Genomic DNA, 17,537 nt, shown 5'->3' with positions numbered 1-17,537 from the left:
CAAAGGGTGCCAGGGGTATAAATGTAATTGCAAAATGCTGCTAGCGTGAGTTTACTTTCCGGCAGCCGAGTTGCCGTCCAGAATCTTGAACAGCTCGTTGAGCTTGGGCGTGAGAATAATCTCGGTGCGGCGGTTCATGGCCTTGTTCTGAGGCGAGTCGTTGGGGGCCACGGGCACGTACTGGCCGCGGCCAGATGCCGTAACGCGCTCAGGCGACACGCCCGCCGTGGTCAGCAAGCGCGCAATTTCGGTGGCGCGCAAGGCACTCAGGTCCCAGTTATCGGTCAGGCCGGCGGTGCCCCGTAAAATGGGCACGTTGTCGGTGTGGCCTTCCACTACTACGTTCACATCTTTCTGCTCTTGCAGCACGGTGGCAAGCTTTTTCAGCGCCTCCTGGCCTTTGGGGTCCACTTTGGTCGAGCCCGATTTGAACAGCAGCTGTTCCGAAAGCGACACGTACACCTTGCCGTCCTTCAGCTTCACCTGCAGGTCGCTGCTATTGAAGCTCAGGAGCGCCTTGCTCACGCGGGCCTTCAGGTCATCTACGGCCTTGTCTTTGTCGGCCAGGGCTTTGGTAAGCTCCGTGAGGCGGACTTCGCGGGTTTGCAGGTCGGCGGCGAGGCGGTCGTTGGCCGCTTTGCTTTTTTGGAGGGTGGTTTCCAATTCGCCCAGCTCGGCCTCGCGGCGGGCCAGGTCTTTGGCTACCTTGTTGTAGTCTGATGACTTATTGGCCAGCTCGCGGTCGCTGTTTTTCAGCAGCTTGTCGTAGCTGGTATTCAGGTCGTTGTAGAGGCTGCGGGTTTTGCGGTAGGCATTGCCGGTTTCGGTCGAGTCGGTGACGAGGCGCTTCTGGGTGAGGCGCAGCTGAGCCAGCTCGTCGCTGGCCTTTTGCAGCTGGCCGGTGGTGGCCTGCAGCTGGCGCTCGGCGGCGGCCTTGCCGTCGGCGTCGGCTTTCTGGCGGGCGCTCAGGTCATCGTATTTACGAGCGGTTACGCAGCCGGTGAGAGAAGGAGCGGCCAGCAGGGCCAGGCCCAGCAGGGCAGGGGAAAGGATTCGCACGGGGAACAACACGGAAAACAAGCCCATCGGCGGCCGGCCTGCCCGGCCGCGTTGGCCCGGCAAGGTAGCGCCCAGCAGCCAGGGTATGCCCGAAACGGACATAAGGGCAGCCTAAAAGTTGTTTCCTGCGTTGCAGTGGGCCGTAGCGACAAGCAATTGGTTCTCGCTTATCTTTGACGCCCGGTTTTTACTCTCCGCTGCTCGTTCGTTACGGGCGGTTCTCTCCTAAAAATAAAGCTGATAGCCACCCGCTAACAGCTAAACGCTAACAATATGGCCTGGTTCAAGCGCGTAGAAAAGGGCATCGTTACCCCCACCGACCAGAAAAAAGAAACCCCCGACGGGCTCTGGTATAAATGCCCCGAGTGCAAAACGGTGGCCACCATGGCCGAGCACAAGCGCCTGCGGTACGTGTGCGGCAACTGCGACCACCACGACCGCATCGACGCGGCTGACTATTTCGAGCTGCTCTTTGACCAAGGCGAGTTTACCGAACTCGACGCCAACCTGACGTCCGGCGACCCCCTGCATTTCGTCGACACCAAAGAATACCCCAAGCGCGTGGCGGCCACCGAGCGCAACACCGGCCTGAAAGATGCCGTGCGCACGGCCCACGGCCTGAGCTCCGGCCAGCCGCTGGTGGTGGCAGCCATGGATTTTAAGTTTATTGGCGGCTCGATGGGCTCGGTGGTGGGCGAGAAAATTGCGCGGGCCATCGACTACGCCCGTCAAACCCGCACACCGTTCCTGATGATTTCGCGCTCGGGCGGGGCCCGCATGATGGAAGCCGGCTACTCGTTGATGCAGATGGCCAAAACGTCGGCCAAGCTGGCGCTGCTTTCCGAAGCCGGCGTGCCCTATGTGAGCTTGCTCACGGACCCGACCACGGGCGGCGTCACGGCCTCGTTTGCCATGCTGGGCGACTTCAACATTGCCGAGCCCGGTGCCCTTATCGGTTTTGCGGGCCCCCGCGTTATCAAGGAAACCATCGGTAAAGACCTGCCCAAGGGCTTTCAGAGCGCCGAATTCGTGCTGGAGCACGGCTTCTTGGATTTTATCGTGGACCGACGCGAACTCAAGCAGCGCCTCACGGACTTGCTGGGCATGCTCCAGTCAGCGCCTGCGGCCGTGGTCGTGCCAAAACGTGCTGCAACAAAAGTGCACTAACACTGCGCTAAGGCCACTTTTACTATTTCGGCACACTTCTTGAAAAACCCGTTTCTGGTCCCAGAGCGGGTTTTTTCCGTATACGGGCCGAAACAACTAACCATTCTTTCATTTTCACATGAACACCTCCAAATCTCTGCTTTCCGTGCTGATGGCCTTTGTACTGCTATTCAGCTCCTGTGCTACCTCGCAACAAGCCAGCACGACGCAGCCCGACCTCTCAAATAACAACGGTACCGGTGCCCGCAAAACCGGCATGAGCAAAACTGCTAAAGGCGGCCTGCTGGGCGCTGGTGGCGGCGCCATAATCGGCGGCGTTGTGGGTGGTTTGCTCGGTGGAGGTAAGGGCACGGCCATTGGCGCCATCGTAGGTGCTGCAGCCGGCGGTACCACCGGTGCCATCATCGGCCGCAAAATGGACAAGCAGGCGGCTGACCTGCAAAACGACATGAAGAACGCCAAAGTAGAGCGCGTGGGCGAAGGCATCAAAATCACCTTCGACTCGGGCATCCTGTTCGACACGAACTCGGCTACGCTGCGGGCGGCTTCCGAATCCGACATCACCAAGATGGCCGCCATTCTCCAGAAATACCCCGACACCAACGTGCTAATTGAAGGCCACACCGACAACTCCGGTTCGGATGCCATCAACCAGCCCCTGTCGGAGCGTCGCGCTCAGGCTGTTGCCAACTCAACCGTTGCCAAAGGCGTGTCGTCGAGCCGCGTAACCACCCAGGGCTACGGTTCGACCCAGCCCGTGGGCGACAACACGACGGCAGAAGGCAAACAGGCCAACCGCCGCGTAGAAGTAGCCATCTATGCCAACGAGAAGATGAAAAAAGCTGCCGAAGAAGGCCGCTTGTAGTCTGCCCGCTAGCCAAGCCAATTGTTGAAAAGGCCGTCCGTATCGGGCGGCCTTTTTTATTTATTGTGCAGGAAAGGGAGCGTGGAGTGAACACAACCTGCCTGACCGCCCCCGCGTTAAAACCCCGTATTTTATCTCCATTCTAATTATCCCTTGTCATGAAGACTTTCAAAGCGTATTTCTTGCTCCTCGTTGCGTTTTTCGTGCTGCTGGGCAGCGCTCAAGCCCAGACGCCTAAAAAAGGCTGGAGCAACAAAGCCAAAGGTGCAGCCGTGGGTGGTGGGGCCGGGGCAGTAGCTGGTGGCCTGCTGGGCGGTGGCAAAGGCGCGGTAGTTGGTGCGGCGGCTGGTGTAGTTGGTGGCGGCCTGATTGGGCGCAAAAAGGACAAAAAGCAGGACCCCGCCCGGTACGAAGCCTATCGCAAAAAGAAGTAACGCGCTACCAGCGCGGTTAAATTTTTTGGGAAAAGGTCCTGCTGAGAAAGCAGGGCCTTTTTTGTTGTTCGTGGCGGGTGGAGCCATGTTCGTCTGGTACCGGCCGAAGCTCGTCGGCGCGAGTTTGGCAAGGTGGTTGCAAATGGCGTACTTGCCGCTCCATTGCACAAGCAGCGGTCAGTTTTCCCCAAATCCCTATTTAACCCATGAAATTCTTTCGTTCGTCCCTCGCTTTTCTTTTGGCATTGGTGCTGCTGGTAAACAGCTTTGCTCAAGCCCAAACTACTACCACTACGACGACTGTGTCGACGGCTAAGCCCAAAGGCATGAGCAAAACCCTGAAAGGTGGCCTGATTGGCGGCTTGGGTGGTGCTGTTGCCGGTGGTGTAGCTGGCCGCCTCATCGGCGGTAAGTCGGGCACGGCCAAAGGTGCCATCATTGGCGCCGTGGTAGGTGGTACCGCCGGTGCGCTTATCGGCCGCAAAATGGACAAGGCTGCTGCTGAGCTGCGCCGCGACCTGGAAGGCGCCAAAGTAGAGCGCGTCGGTGAAGGCATCAAAATCACCTTTGCTTCGGGCATCCTGTTCGGCACCAACTCGTCTAACCTGACCCCGGAAGCCGCTGGCAACATCGACCAGCTGGCCGCCACCCTCAAAAAGTACGCTGACACCAGCGTAGTAGTAGAAGGCCACACCGACAGCTCGGGTTCGGATGCCATCAACCAGCCCCTGTCGGAGCGTCGCGCTCAGGCTGTCTCGAACGAGATTCAGGGCCAGGGTGTAGATTCCGGCCGTATCACGGCCACCGGCTACGGCTCGACCCAGCCAGTAGGCGACAACGGCACTGCTAGCGGCAAATCTGCTAACCGTCGCGTAGAAGTAGCCATCTTCGCCAACGACAAGATGCAGAAGGCTGCCAAAAAAGGCCAGCTGTAAGCTCAAAACCAGTCGCAGCAAGTGCGGCAGAAGTTTCGAAAAACCGGCGACCGTTGTGGTCGCCGGTTTTTTTATGCCCATTGAGGTGCACCAGTCGGTTTGGTGGCAACCCTGGCCCGTGCTTGCCGGTAAACCTGGCCATGCCTGCACCAGACGCTACCTACTCCTCGACCGCCGCCGAAAAAGCCTGGGCCAACCACCAGATTCTGGACTATTTCTACGGCCACCTGCCGCCCGAGCCGCGCCGCACGCCCATGCGCGAGCTCATCTCCACGGTGCTGTCGCACCGCACCACCCACGCCGACGAGGAGCTGGCCTACGACCGCATGCTCGAAGCCTTTGGCGACTGGGCCGGGGTGGAGGCCGCCCCGACGCAGGAGTTGGCCCACGCCATCCGGACCACGCGCTGGCCCGACACGCAGGCCCCGCGGATTCAGGAAATCCTGCGCCGCATCCGGGCCGAAACAGGTGGGCCTTTTGAGTTGGATTTCCTGGCCGACTGGCCCACCGACAAAGGCATGGCCTGGCTCACCGATATGCCCGGCATCGGACTGAAGACGGCTTCGCTGGTGCTGCTGTTTAACTATCACAAGCCCGTGCTGCCGGTCGATACGCACGTGCACCGGGTAGCGCAGCGGGTAGGGTTTCTGGGGCCGAAAGTATCGGTGGAGAAGGCGCACGCGGTGCTGCTGGCTTTGATGCCCGCCGATGGCGAGACGCTGTTCAACTTCCACAAGCATAACTACTGGCACGGGCAGCAGATTTGCTTTTTCCTGAGGCCCAACTGTGCCCGCTGCCCGCTAAAGGGCTTTTGCAACTACTACCAGGAGCATTTCGGGGAAGCCACAGCCGAAGCCCTGGCAGCGACCCCAACGCAGTGGGACCCCGCCGCCTGGGGCAAGCTGCCCCACTAGCGCCGGGAGCTGAAAAGGGGGCGGCTATAGATGCGGACGGGTAAAATGTGTGACAATTGCTTGCTACATCCCGTGATTGTGTCACATGCCAGTATGTGACACAACTGGTGAAGACGTTGTATACTTGTCACGCTTCCTTTTTCCTTCCTTCCATGTCTCACCACATTCGTCAGTCACTGGGCCTCACGCAAGACCGTTTGGCCGCGTGGCTGGGCCTGCGGCGCGGTACCCTAGCCATGTCTGAAACGGAGCTGCGCGGCCTGCCGCTGGGCATGGGCTTGCCGCTGGCCCGGCTCGAACTGGCGTTGCTGGCCCAAGTGCTGCTGCCCGACGGGCAAGCCGAGCCCGCCCCGCCACCGCTGCCGCCGCCCCCGCCCGACCCGGCACCCCTGCGCCGGCGCTTGGCCGAGTGCCGGGACCGCATCCGCCATCCGCCGCCTGACCTACGCCCTGAACGGCTTGCGCGCCGAAGCTGCACCGCTCGAGCGGCGCTTGGTGGTGCTGCCGGCCCTGCGCGCCTATGCCGGCCAGGTAACTAACCCCGCCCGCGAAACCGCCTGGCTCGGCCTACTCGAAGCTGAGGCCGTGGACGGCCTGCGCGACCGTTGTGGCGCGGGCCCCCAGGGCTTGCTGGCTGCCCGCATCGCTGGCTTGGAGCGCGAGGCTGAGCTATTGCAGGCGCTGCTGCCGCCGTCGCCGGCACCGTAAGCAGTGGCCTGTAGCCGCAAAGTAGCTGCCGGGCAGAACGCCGCAGGAGGGGCGCACCCGCGTTCATCGAGCAGCCCCTGCCCGCTCGTAACCGTATAAAATTCGGGCTTTTATATTTTTTTGGATTGTTTTTCAACTGGAACGGCCTGGAATTGCCCGTGAGTGAGGCCCGTGTCTGGAAGCAGCCTGCCCAACTCTGCCAACCCCTGTCGAAGGCGTCGTTCCGGATGCTGGGGCAACTTGCTGGCCCTGGCCAAGGCGTCGGCGCCAGCCTACGACCACGCCGGCGAAATCGCTAGGTAACAGAGGGGTAATACTGACGACGCACGGGCTGTGTTAGAAGCGTAACGGGCGGGCAAAAAACGGGGTTTTTGAGGTGTTCTTGCGGATTGCAGGATTGGAATTGCCCGACGAGAGCCAATACATTTGGACCATTGGCAACCAGGAAAACCAAGGCGGCCGCCAGATTTCCCGTGCTAAATCTTCTACTTCCAAAATTCCCCATTCCATGAAAAGCAACTTATTACTCCTTGGCGCTTGCGCCCTTCTGGTAGGTGGCCGCGCCCACGCCCAGAACCAAGTCGTGACGCAGAACCACCGGCACACCTACGAAGCCACGCCCGTCTGGGCCGACGAGTTCGACGGCACGGCTGTGAATCCGGCCAACTGGAAGTTTGAGGGTACCGACGAAATCGGCAGGGTAAACAACGAATTACAATACTACCAGAAGAACGGGGCCAACGCTTGGGTGGCGAATGGGAAGCTGAGCATCCAGGCCCGCAAGGAGGCGATGGGCGGCTACCAATACACGTCGGCCCGGCTGGTATCGAAGGGATTGCAGAATTTCACGTACGGCAAGATTGAAGCCCTCATCGAAGTGCCGTTGAGCAATGGCATGTGGCCCGCTTTCTGGATGCTGGGAGCCAACGAGCCCACCGTCGGATGGCCCAGATGCGGCGAAATTGACATCATGGAGCGCGTCAATACGTCGGGCACGCTCTCTTCCACCCAGCATTGGTATGATGCCAGCGTGAACCGCCCCGGTGCTATGCCAGGGCACGTGTTTGCACCTGAACAATACAACATGCCGTCCGCAGGCGGCTACCACAAGTACACGATAGAGTGGGACGATGTATCCATCTCCACCTGGGTAGATGGCGTGAAGTACCACGAATTCCCCACTAATGGCGTGGTAAACCTCGCCAGTCCGGGCTCCAATCTTGGGATAAACCAAACGACAAACGCGACGGAGGCGTTTAAAAAACCGTATTATCTGCTGCTCAATCTGGCGGTAGGCGGCGACATGGCCTTTAATCAATGGACCAACGTCTGGAACGTGGACGAAAGCAAGCTGCCGGGCATCATGAACGTGGAATATGTGAAAGTATTCAAACAGAGTACGGGCACACCCCCACCCGCAACGGGGGTGGCTACCATGTACAAAGACTTTAACTATGGCGGCTATGCCATCCCGCTTCCGGTAGGAAACTACACCATGGCCAACCTGCAGGCGCGCGGAATTCTCAACGACGACGTGTCGTCGTTGAAGGTGGGTAGTGGCTACCAAGCGGTGTTGTACGAGGGGGATAATTTCATGGGAGCTTCCCTCACCATTACCGCCGACAACAGTTCTCTCGGCAACGTGCCCCTGAGAACCGGTACCTGGAACGACGTCACTTCCTCGGTGCGCATCCAAGCCGCCACCACCCCGCCGCCGTCGTCTTCCAGCCAGTTGCTGGAAGCGGAAAACGCAAACGTGAAGTCGGGCATGACGGCGGAAGCCTGCTCGGAAGGCGGCCAGAACATGGGCTACATTCAGGCCGGCGGCTTCCTGACTTTTAACAACATCAACTTCCCCACCACGGGCACTTACCTGATTGAGTACCGGGTGGCCAGCGGCGGGGCTGGCGGCACCATTTCCTGCGACCTGAACGCGGGCACCATTCCGCTGGGGGCCACCACCATCCCGGGCACGGGCGGCTGGCAGAACTGGACCACTGTGTCGCGAACGGTGAGCGTGAACGCGGGCACTTACAACTTCGGCGTCTACGCCCAGACCGCCGGCTATAACCTGAACTGGATTCGCATCACCCCGCAGAGTGCGCCCCAGCAGCTGGAAGCGGAAAACGCGAGCGTGAAGTCGGGCATGACGGCGGAAGCCTGCTCGGAAGGCGGCCAGGACATGGGCTACATCCAAGCCGGTGGCTTTCTGACCTTCAACAACATCAACTTCCCTACCACGGGCACCTACCTGATTGAGTACCGGGTGGCCAGCGGCGGTACCGGGGGCACGGTGTCGTGCGATTTGAACGGAGGCAGCATTTACCTGGGACCTACCACCATCCCCGGCACGGGCGGCTGGCAGAACTGGACCACCGTGTCGCGGACGGTGAGCGTGAACGCGGGCACCTACAACTTCGGCGTGTATGCCCAAACCGGCGGCTATAATATCAACTGGATTCGCATCACCAAGCAGGGTGCGGCGCGGGGCGTGGCCACGGCCACCGCGGTGAATGCTGCGGTGCGGGGCGCGCAGCCGCTCCAGGTATACCCCAACCCGGCAACGACGAGTTTCGTGGTCGACGGCCTGCGCGAAGCGGGCGAGCTGACCCTGCGCGACTACCTCGGCCGGACTTGCCTGCACAAACAGGTGGAAGCCAACGAGCGAATTGACATTAGCACGTTGCCCGTTGGAATCTACGTCCTCACGGTGCGGACTGCCGAGGGGCAGTTGGTTCAGAAGCTCGTCAAACAATAGGTGCCAGGGTCGCGCCACTCCGCGTGAGCAGGAAAAGGGCCGTCCTCCGGGGCGGCCTTTTTCGTTTGGGCGTAGCTTCGTGGCGTCAGCCGTTACCCGCCCGGCCACACGCGAAAGAAATGCGCCTCGTCAAGCACCCCGTTCTCTGCAACTATTACGTCACGTACCGCTGCAATGCGAAGTGCGCTTTTTGCGATATCTGGGAGAAGCCTTCGCCCTACATCACGCTCGAAGACGTGACCCAGAACTTGCGCGACCTCAAGCGCCTGGGCGTGTCGGTGATTGATTTCACGGGGGGCGAGCCGCTGCTGCACCGGCAGCTGCCCGAGTTTCTGGGCCTGGCAAGGGAAATGGGCTTCATCACCACCGTGACAACCAACGGCCTGCTCTATCCCAAGAACGCGGAAAAGCTGCGCGGCAAGGTCGACATGCTGCACTTTTCGCTCGACTCGGCCGACCGCGACACCCACGACCTGGGCCGGGGCGTGGCCTGCTACGATTTTGTGCTCGAAAGCATTCGCGTGGCCAAAGAGCTGGGCGAGCGGCCGGATATCCTCTTCACCGTCTTCCGCAAAAATCTGGCTGATTTGGAGGCCGTGTACCGCGACATCACCCAGCCCAACGGCCTCGTCCTCATCCTCAACCCGGCTTTTGAGTATGGCGACGTTGAAACCGGCGAGCAGCTCACGCCCGAGGAGCTGGACTACCTCTCGGCCTTTGGCAAGCGCAAGGGCGTGTACCTGAACGAGGCTTTTATCGAGCTGCGGCGCGACGGGGGCAACCACGTGGCCGCGCCCGTGTGCCGGGCCGCCAGCACCACGCTGGTCATCTCGCCCAGCAACGAACTGGTGCTGCCCTGCTACCACCTCGGCGAACAGAAATTCCCCATCGGCGGGCAGCTATATGAGTTGTACAATGCCCCCGAAACGCAGCGTCTGGCTGCCCTCGAAGGCCGCCTGCCGGCTTGTGAAGGCTGCACCATCAACTGCTACATGCAGCCCAGCTTCGCGGTCGAAACGAGTAAGTATTTTTGGCAGGCACTACCCAGTACGCTCAAGTATAATTGGGAAAAAGGGACGTGGAAGCGGTTGATTGGGGTAGCGTAGAACGTTATGTCGAGCGTAGCCGAGACATCTCGCGGGCTTTAGTAAACCAATCGTAAGAAAAGATTCACTCCTCCAAGCGAGATGTCTCGGCTGCGCTCGACATGACGTTCTCGCGCTAATTGATAACTACCCATGCCCGCCCTCATTCTCCCCGTTCACGGCATCACGCCTACTATTCCCGCCGACTGCTTTGTGGCCGATAATGCCACCATCATCGGCGATGTTGTCCTCGGAAATAAATGCACCGTCTGGTTTACCGCCGTTATTCGGGGCGACGTGCACAGCATTCGCATCGGCGACGAAACCAACATTCAGGATGGCGCCGTGCTGCACTGCACCTACCAAAAGGCTCCGCTCACTATCGGCAGCCGCGTCAGCATCGGGCATCGGGCGCTGGTGCACGGCTGCACGGTCGAGGACGACGTGCTCATCGGCATGGGCGCGATTGTAATGGACCACGCCGTGGTCGGCACGGGCTGTATTATTGCGGCGGGGGCGGTGGTGCTGGAAAATTTTGTGTGCGAGCCAGGCTTTCTCTACGCTGGCGTGCCCGCCAAAAAAATCAAGCCCGTGACGGAAGAACAGCAGGCCGGCCTGCGCCGAACCGCCGCCAATTATCAGACTTACGCCAGTTGGCTGAAGGAATAAGAATGCCCAAAAAAGCAAAAAAGCCCGCCTGTTTCATCAGGTGGGCTTTTTTGCTTTTCCATTCACAGGTTGCTACACCTCGTCGCTGAGTTCGCCGCGCGGGGCTTCGCGCTCGGCGGGGGTGGTGACGCGAAGCTGCACCAGCTCCACCACCCGGTGGGAGCGCTGCAGTACCCGAAACTCGTAGGGGTCGAGCACAGCCACGTCGCCTACTTCTGGAATGCTGCCGTAGATGACGTTGAGCAAGCCGCCCACAGTTTCGTAGTCTTCGCCCTCGGGCAGCGGGAAGGGGAGGTACTCGTTGGCGTCGGAGATGGGCGTGGCGGGGTTCACGCGGTATTCGTCTTCGGCCACTTTCTCCACTACGGGTACTTCGTTATCGTACTCGTCCTGGATTTCGCCGACCAGCTCCTCCATGATGTCCTCGATGGTGACAATGCCCGACACGCCGCCGAACTCGTCGCTCACAATGGCCATCACGATGTGCTTGCGCTGAAACTGGCGCAGCAGGCGGTTGATTTTCTTGGTTTCGGGCACGAAGTAGGGCGCGCGCATGATGCGGGCCAGCTCCACGGGCTCGCCGCGCCGGATGATGGGCAGCAGGTCCTTCACGTTGAGCACGCCCACGATGTTATCGATGTTGCCCTCGTACACTGGCATCCGCGAGAAGCCTTCGCTAAACACGCAGTCGAGAATCTGTTCTTCGGGCGCGTTCACGTCCAGGGCCGACAGCTTGGTGCGGGGCACCATAATCTGCTTCACCATGCGGTCGTTGAACTGAAATACGTTCTCGATGAGCTCGTGCTCGGAGTCCTGAATCTCGCCGCTTTCCTTGCTCTGGTCGAGCAGCAGGCGCAACTCGTCGGAGGTGTGGGCCTCGGTGCCGTGCAGGTTGGTGATGCCAATAAGTCCCAGCATGAAGTTGGAGGCCTTCGACAAAAACCACGTCAGCGGCAGCGTGATGTAGTAAAAGATGCGCAGCGGCAGGGCGAGGGCCATGCTCACCGACTCAGAACGCTGAATGGCGAGGGCTTTTGGGAACAACTCCCCAAACAGCACGTGCAGAATCGTGATGATAACCAAGCCTACCACCACCGATAGCGTGTGGGCCGCAGCCGGGGCAATTGTGAAACCCGATTTCTCGACTGCGCCCTTGATAAGCTCAGTGGTTACCTCCTCGCCCACGGCACCGAGCAGCAGGGAGGCGATGGTAACGCCCAGCTGCGTGGCCGACAGGTAGCCGTAGAGATTGTGTAAAATGCTCAGAACCAGCTTCGCCAACCGGCTGCCTTCCTTCGCTTTAATCTCAATAGCCGACATCCGGACCCGGATGAGAGAGAATTCGGCGGCGACGAAAAAACCATTCAGCAGAACCAGCAGAATGGTGAAGAATATTTTTAAACCCATGTTGGCGGCCCTCGCGACGCGGTCGGTCTGGGGGCCATTGTTGCTCAAAAGTACGCAGTTTGGCGCAGGTAGTTAGGGGGCGGGCCTACTGAGGGGTGCATTTGTTGCTTAGAAGGATGTAATTTTGTCGTCCGAAAGGCGTGTGAAAAGAAATGAATGGGGCAACGCAGCGTCTGTCCGGTGGGCCATCTGAGAACAGAAGCCGGCCTTTTCCGGTATCAGAGAGCCACGCGTGGAAAGTGACAACACGACAATCGAATCCCTCATGAAAAATTTTCGGATACTGCCCGTGCTGCTGCTCTGGCTGGGCCTGGCGGCATCGGCTACGGCTCAGATTATTACGCCAACTCACCTGAGCACCACCACGAGCAAGCCCACTGCCAAAGTAGGCGACGAAGTAGAGCTGATTATCAACGCCCGCATCGACGACAAGTGGCACCTCTACGCCTCCGATTTCAGCGATGAAGTGGGCCCGGTGGTATTTACCCTCAAGTTTAAGCCCAGCCCGGCCTATGCCCTGGTGGGCAAGCTGCAATCCATCAAGTCGCACCACGAGCAGGACGAAGTTTTCAAGGGCGAAGTGGCTTTGTGGGAAAAATCCGGCCAGCTGCGTCAGCGTATTAAGGTGCTCCAGCCTGGTCCGCTCAGCATCACCGCAGAGGCTGACTACCAAAGCTGCACTACTGTCGACGGCAAGTGCGTGCCCGGCAACGAAACCCTGACGTTCGGGCCGCTGACCGTGGCCGCAACGGCTGCCAAAGCCGCTGTAGTGCCGGCTGTTACTCCGGCGGCTGGTGTTGCAACTGCTATGCCCACAGCTGCCGCGCCTACAAGCGTTGCGCCCGCTACGCAGGCTCCCATTGCCGAAGCAGCCATTGCCCCAGTTGCCGACGATGCAACGCCTGCCACTGCGGCGGCTCCTGCAACTACCGCTCCTGCCGCAGCCAGTACCCCCGAGGCTGCCCCTGCGCCGGAAGTAGCTAACGTTGCCCTCGCGGCCGACCCCGTAAACAAAGCCGGCGGCCTCTGGGCTTTTGCGCTGCTGGCCTTCACGTTTGGCCTCGCCGCGCTGATTACGCCCTGCGTGTTCCCAATGGTGCCCATGACGGTTTCGCTTTTCACGAGCGGCAACGACAGTCGCCAGCGGGGCATTTTCAAAGCCCTGGTTTACGGGGCCAGCATCATCGGTATCTATGTGCTGATGGGGGTGCTTGTATCGGTGTTGCTTGGCGAAGATGGGCCCAACCTCATTGCCACGCACTGGCTGCCCAACCTGATTTTCTTCGTTGTATTCGTCGTGTTCGGCCTTTCGTTTCTGGGCCTGTTTGAAATCACTTTGCCTCACCAGATTGTGAATTCGGTGGATGCGCAGGCTGATAAAGGTGGCTGGGCCGGCATCTTCTTCATGGCGCTTACGCTGGTGGTGGTGTCGTTTTCGTGCACCGCGCCCATCGTAGGCAGCATCCTGAGCATGGCCGCGCGGGGCGAGCGCATCCAGCCCATTGTGGGCATGCTGGGCTTTTCGCTGGCATTTGCGTTGCCGTTCACGCTGTTTGCCATCTTCCCCTCGTGGCTGAAAAGCCTGCCCCGCTCGGGTGGCTGGCTGAACACGGTGAAAGTGGTGCTGGGCTTCATCGAGTTAATGCTGGCCCTCAAGTTCCTGAGCACCGCCGACCTGGCCTACCATTGGCACCTGCTCAACCGCGACGTCTACATTGTGCTCTGGATTGTGCTGTCGGCGCTGCTGGGCTTTTACCTGCTGGGCAAGTATCGCCTCTCGCACGATTCGCCCATCGACCACCTCAGTGTGGGCCGCCTGCTGATGGCCGTGCTGGCCTTGGCCTTCACTGTATACCTCGTGCCGGGCCTGTTTGGGGCCCCGCTGCCGCTGCTGGCCGGCTACCTGCCGCCCCAGAGCAAGCACGACTTCTCGGTAGCCGCCGCTGAGGGCGGCACTCCGGCTGTTGCAGCCAGCGCCGCATCGGCCCGTGAAATTCCCCGCTTCGGCGACTTCCTCGAGCTGCCCCACAACCTCAACGGCTACTTCGACCTGGAGCAGGCCAAGCGTGTGGCCCGGCAAGAGCACAAACCCATTTTCATCGACTTCACGGGCCATGCCTGCGTGAACTGCCGCAAGATGGAAGCCACCGTGTGGAGCGACCCGCAAGTGCTGAACCAACTGCGCAACGACTACGTGGTGGTGGCGCTATACGTCGACGATAAAACCGAGCTTCCCCAGAAGGAATGGTACACCTCAACGCACGACAAGCAAGTGAAAACCACCCTCGGCAAGCAGAACGCCGACCTCCAGATAACCCGCTACGGCGTAAATGCCCAGCCTTTTTACATTTTGCTCGACCCCAACGATGCAACCAACAGGCCTTTGGTTGCACCTATTGCCTACGAGCCCGACGTGGCGCAGTTCAACGCCTTTCTGCGGGCTGGTACCGAGCAATTTCGTAAGACAGCGCCAGTCGCTACCCGATAGGCCCGCCCGGGCATGGAATGTGATGATGGCAGTGAATTTGCTCTTTTGGCTAAAACACGAAGAGGCGGCCCCCACCCAGAGGCCGCCTCTTACCAGTGTTGAGGAGCGCACCCACCCAGATGCGCAGCCCCGTTTTCCCCTCTTCCCCTTCGCAACAAACCACAACCGTAGCAAAAGCGCGTACGCTTTTCATGAATTATCGGCCCGCGGGCTTCGCACGAAGCGAAGAACCAGAGAAGCTGAAGGATTCGGCTACGTTGCTGCCGTGGTAAGCTGCACAGGATTGCAACAAATGTAACGCCTTGCAATAACCAATACAAATAATCAAGGCTCTGAATTAAATAATTGCAATTAATTTAATTTTTAGCCGTTAACTTACGAATATTATCAAACCTTTCCTGCAAAAAATGGCTCGTAACTACGAACTTGATGACACCGACCGGCACATTCTGAACCTGCTTATTCAGGACGCGAAGATGCCCTACACCGAAATTGCCCGAAAAGTGAATGTGTCCGGTGGCACTGTGCACGTGCGGATGGCCCGTCTCGAAGAGATTGGCATCGTGCAGGGCGCTACCCTGCGCATCGACTACCAGAAGCTGGGCTACGGCGTAAGCGCCTTTCTGGGTATCTACCTGCAAAAGAGCTCGGAATACACGGCCGTGGTGAACCAGCTGCGCGAAATTCCGGAAGTAGTAAACATCAACTTCACCACCGGAGCTTACGGCGTATTCGCCCGCCTGCAATGCCGCGATACCCAACACTTGCGCGATGTATTGCACGACCGTATCCAGCCCATCGAAGGCATTCTGCGCACCGAAACGCTGATTTCGCTCGAAGAAGTGCTCAGCCGCTCCGCCGAATTAACCTAGCCGACGGCTAATACTTTATTTCACGAAACAGCCCGTTATGCTGCGATAAGCGCAGCATAACGGGCTGTTTCGTGAAATCCTTTGTCCTGATTAGATAGCCGAATCGGAAGCAGCTCCGGGTGCCTCAGGTTTTAGTGGAGTAGGCTGCGGAACAGGAGTGGGGTTAGTAAGCTGAGCTGTTTGCTGCTGGGCCAGTAATCCAATGAGCGCCTCAACCAAGCCGCCGCCTGCCCCAGTACCACCGCCGTTGGCCTGCACCTCGGGCACAATTTTCACCTGCCGGTCGCCGATAATCTGCATCAGCTGTAGGCCGGTGAACTCGCGGGTGCCAAGGCTTTCGACGCCCACGCGGTAGGCTTCGGCCTTGGCATTGCCGATAGCGCGAATGGCTTCGGCTTCGCCCACGCCCCGCAGGCGAGTGGCTTCGGAGTCGGCAATGGCGCGGAGGCGGGTGCTTTCGGCCTCGCCGCCGGCGCGCAGCTTGGCGGCCTCGGCTTCGCCGCGTACCTTTTTCACCTGAGCGTTGGCCTGGAGCTCGGCGATGTTTACGCCCTGCTCACTTTGCACAAGCGAATTCTGAATATCGGCGATGCTGGTTTCGCGCACCAGCGCCTGGCGCTGGGTTTGGGCCGCCTGCTGTACTTCGTAGGTTTTGCGCTGCTCCTCGGCCAGTTTGCGGTCGGTTTGGGTGGTCATCAGCTGCTGCGGCGGCACAATGTCGCCGATGAGCGTATCAACGGCCTGCACGTTGTACTCACTCAGGGCCGTGCGGATGTAGGACGAGGCTTCGCGCTGGCGCTCGGCGCGGTTGGTGAGGTAGTCGAGCACGGTGAACTCCTGGCTGGAATTGCGGAAATAGTTGCCCACGATGGGCTCCAGCACATGGTCGACCAGGTTTTTCATCGAGCCCACCCGGGAGATGACGCGTGGAGCATCGAGCGCGCCGACGTGGATAATCTGGGCTACGTCGAGGTTGAAGGAGAAGCCGTCGCGCGAGCGCACCGTGATGCTGCTCAGGTGGTCGTCGTAGCCGTGGGCCTCGGTACGCACGGCCCAGTTGAGCACGATGTTGGTGGTCGGAATCAACTCCACTTTCATGATGTGCGTGTTCAGAGGCTGGCGGCCGGGGTAAAGCGGCGTGGCCCAGATGCCTTTGTGGCCGACCTCAACGAGGTTGCCGTGGGTGAAATCAGCCCCGCTGACATCAACGGCCGGGCGGCCGACGAAGGAGATGACCACCCCAACGTGGCCAATGGGAATTTCCGTCATGGGCACCTGCTCGACCCGGGCAAACCACGGGTTCAGGTTCCAGGAGCCGGAGAGCAAGATTTGCTCCTGCAGGCCGCGGCTGCCGCCAGCCGAAAGAAATGCCTGCGCATCCTGGAAGTTGTTGTGGCTGGGAATGACGGGGCCGGCGATTTCGCCGGGCGTGATGGGTACGCCGTCGAGCGTAGTAACGATGCCCACCGCATCGGGGGCCACGCGGTAAATGAACAGCTCTTCGGGCCGCATGCCCATCGAGCCCGCGTTGCCTTGGGTGATGACCGTGAACAGGGCCGTGTTGATGCGGTAGGTGCCGGCCGTGAGCATGCCGATTTGCCGACCCTTCTCGCCGCCTTTGGTGAGGAAGGCGCGGGCATCCTGGTAGTTGTCGCAGTCGATTTCGCGGGCCAGGATGTGGCTGGGCGGGATGGGGTCGCCACCGTTGGCCACCACAAGGCCGATTTCGCCCTGCGGCACGATTATCACCGGCGCTTTGCTGACGGAAAACTGCCAGGGCCAAAGGAAGAAGTGCCAGCCAGGGGCGAGGGTATCGGCCTGGTAGCCGGCTTCGCCTTCGAGGGCAATGAGCCGGCCGGGGGCGAGGCTGCGCCGCGAGAATTTTTTCACGACCACGCCCACTTCCATCTCGCCGATGACGACGATGCCAAGCAGAGACTTAGCTAGTAGTAGAAGAATGAGCAGGCCGACAACGACGCCAACGGCGGCGTACGCCAGCGAAACAGTAATTGCTAAAAACATAGAAAGGGTGCAGGAAAAAGGAAAGCGCTTGAAAAAGCATGAGCAGCGGCTGAATCGGCAAGTCGCACCGGGCATTACAACGGCTGCGGATAAACCAGCCCGGCGGAATGCTGCCGGAAAGGTAGCATTCCGCCTTGGTACGGAGCCGGCCGTG

General features: G+C 59.9%; 15 protein-coding genes. 12 read left to right on the top strand and 3 right to left on the bottom strand.

The window, feature by feature from the left end:
• Nucleotides 1-51: 51 nt before the first annotated feature.
• On the bottom strand, nucleotides 52-1,161 hold the full coding sequence (locus ABD837_RS03790; RefSeq protein WP_345050460.1) for an OmpA family protein: 1,110 nt from the start codon (nucleotides 1,159-1,161) through the stop codon (nucleotides 52-54).
• A gap of 171 nt (nucleotides 1,162-1,332) precedes the next feature.
• Here ABD837_RS03790 and accD point away from each other — a divergent pair, with 171 nt between their 5' ends.
• From accD to ABD837_RS03740, 10 genes are all read left to right on the top strand, one after another.
• Nucleotides 1,333-2,226, top strand: coding sequence for an acetyl-CoA carboxylase, carboxyltransferase subunit beta (accD, locus tag ABD837_RS03785; RefSeq protein WP_345050457.1), 894 nt, complete (start codon nucleotides 1,333-1,335; stop codon nucleotides 2,224-2,226).
• A gap of 118 nt (nucleotides 2,227-2,344) precedes the next feature.
• A complete protein-coding gene (locus ABD837_RS03780; RefSeq protein WP_345050455.1) occupies nucleotides 2,345-3,091 on the top strand; it encodes a YiaD family glycine zipper/OmpA-like lipoprotein in 747 nt (248 codons plus the stop codon).
• Between the two features lie 158 nt (nucleotides 3,092-3,249).
• Nucleotides 3,250-3,525: a YMGG-like glycine zipper-containing protein gene (locus tag ABD837_RS03775; protein WP_345050452.1), complete on the top strand. Its 276-nt coding sequence runs from the start codon at nucleotides 3,250-3,252 to the stop codon at nucleotides 3,523-3,525.
• 206 nt (nucleotides 3,526-3,731) lie between these two features.
• A complete protein-coding gene (locus ABD837_RS03770) occupies nucleotides 3,732-4,460 on the top strand; it encodes a YiaD family glycine zipper/OmpA-like lipoprotein (RefSeq protein ID WP_345050450.1) in 729 nt (242 codons plus the stop codon).
• A gap of 140 nt (nucleotides 4,461-4,600) precedes the next feature.
• Nucleotides 4,601-5,374 (top strand): endonuclease III domain-containing protein, encoded by a 774-nt coding sequence (locus ABD837_RS03765; RefSeq protein WP_345050447.1) that lies wholly within the window; start codon nucleotides 4,601-4,603, stop codon nucleotides 5,372-5,374.
• 152 nt (nucleotides 5,375-5,526) lie between these two features.
• Nucleotides 5,527-5,913, top strand: a complete 387-nt coding sequence (locus ABD837_RS03760; protein ID WP_345050445.1) for a hypothetical protein — start codon at nucleotides 5,527-5,529, stop codon at nucleotides 5,911-5,913.
• Nucleotides 5,873-6,082, top strand: a complete 210-nt coding sequence (locus ABD837_RS03755; RefSeq protein ID WP_345050444.1) for a hypothetical protein — start codon at nucleotides 5,873-5,875, stop codon at nucleotides 6,080-6,082. Before ABD837_RS03760 ends, ABD837_RS03755 begins: the two co-directional genes overlap by 41 nt.
• A 508-nt stretch (nucleotides 6,083-6,590) precedes the next feature.
• Nucleotides 6,591-8,840 (top strand): carbohydrate-binding protein, encoded by a 2,250-nt coding sequence (locus tag ABD837_RS03750; RefSeq protein ID WP_345050442.1) that lies wholly within the window; start codon nucleotides 6,591-6,593, stop codon nucleotides 8,838-8,840.
• Nucleotides 8,841-8,959: 119 nt separating this feature from the next.
• Nucleotides 8,960-9,946 (top strand): radical SAM protein, encoded by a 987-nt coding sequence (locus ABD837_RS03745; protein ID WP_345050440.1) that lies wholly within the window; start codon nucleotides 8,960-8,962, stop codon nucleotides 9,944-9,946.
• Between the two features lie 132 nt (nucleotides 9,947-10,078).
• Nucleotides 10,079-10,594, top strand: a complete 516-nt coding sequence (locus ABD837_RS03740; protein ID WP_345050437.1) for a gamma carbonic anhydrase family protein — start codon at nucleotides 10,079-10,081, stop codon at nucleotides 10,592-10,594.
• A 72-nt stretch (nucleotides 10,595-10,666) separates the two neighbouring features.
• Here the strand turns inward: ABD837_RS03740 and ABD837_RS03735 are convergent, their stop codons facing one another.
• Complete coding sequence (locus tag ABD837_RS03735; protein WP_345050435.1) at nucleotides 10,667-12,001, bottom strand: hemolysin family protein; 1,335 nt, start codon at nucleotides 11,999-12,001, stop codon at nucleotides 10,667-10,669.
• A gap of 265 nt (nucleotides 12,002-12,266) precedes the next feature.
• Here ABD837_RS03735 and ABD837_RS03730 point away from each other — a divergent pair, with 265 nt between their 5' ends.
• Together ABD837_RS03730 and ABD837_RS03725 are read left to right on the top strand one after the other, a co-directional pair.
• A complete protein-coding gene (locus ABD837_RS03730; protein WP_345050433.1) occupies nucleotides 12,267-14,489 on the top strand; it encodes a protein-disulfide reductase DsbD family protein in 2,223 nt (740 codons plus the stop codon).
• Nucleotides 14,490-14,896: 407 nt separating this feature from the next.
• On the top strand, nucleotides 14,897-15,361 hold the full coding sequence (locus tag ABD837_RS03725; protein WP_345050431.1) for an AsnC family transcriptional regulator: 465 nt from the start codon (nucleotides 14,897-14,899) through the stop codon (nucleotides 15,359-15,361).
• A gap of 90 nt (nucleotides 15,362-15,451) precedes the next feature.
• Here the strand turns inward: ABD837_RS03725 and ABD837_RS03720 are convergent, their stop codons facing one another.
• Nucleotides 15,452-17,383 carry an SPFH domain-containing protein gene (locus tag ABD837_RS03720; RefSeq protein ID WP_345050429.1) on the bottom strand — a complete coding sequence of 644 codons (1,932 nt, stop codon included), beginning with the start codon at nucleotides 17,381-17,383 and terminating at the stop codon, nucleotides 15,452-15,454.
• Nucleotides 17,384-17,537: the final 154 nt, after the last annotated feature.

Origin of the sequence: Hymenobacter glaciei, assembly GCF_039539585.1 — a bacterium.
GTDB lineage: Bacteria > Bacteroidota > Bacteroidia > Cytophagales > Hymenobacteraceae > Hymenobacter > Hymenobacter glaciei.
This window is presented reverse-complemented; position numbering and strand designations above follow the sequence as displayed.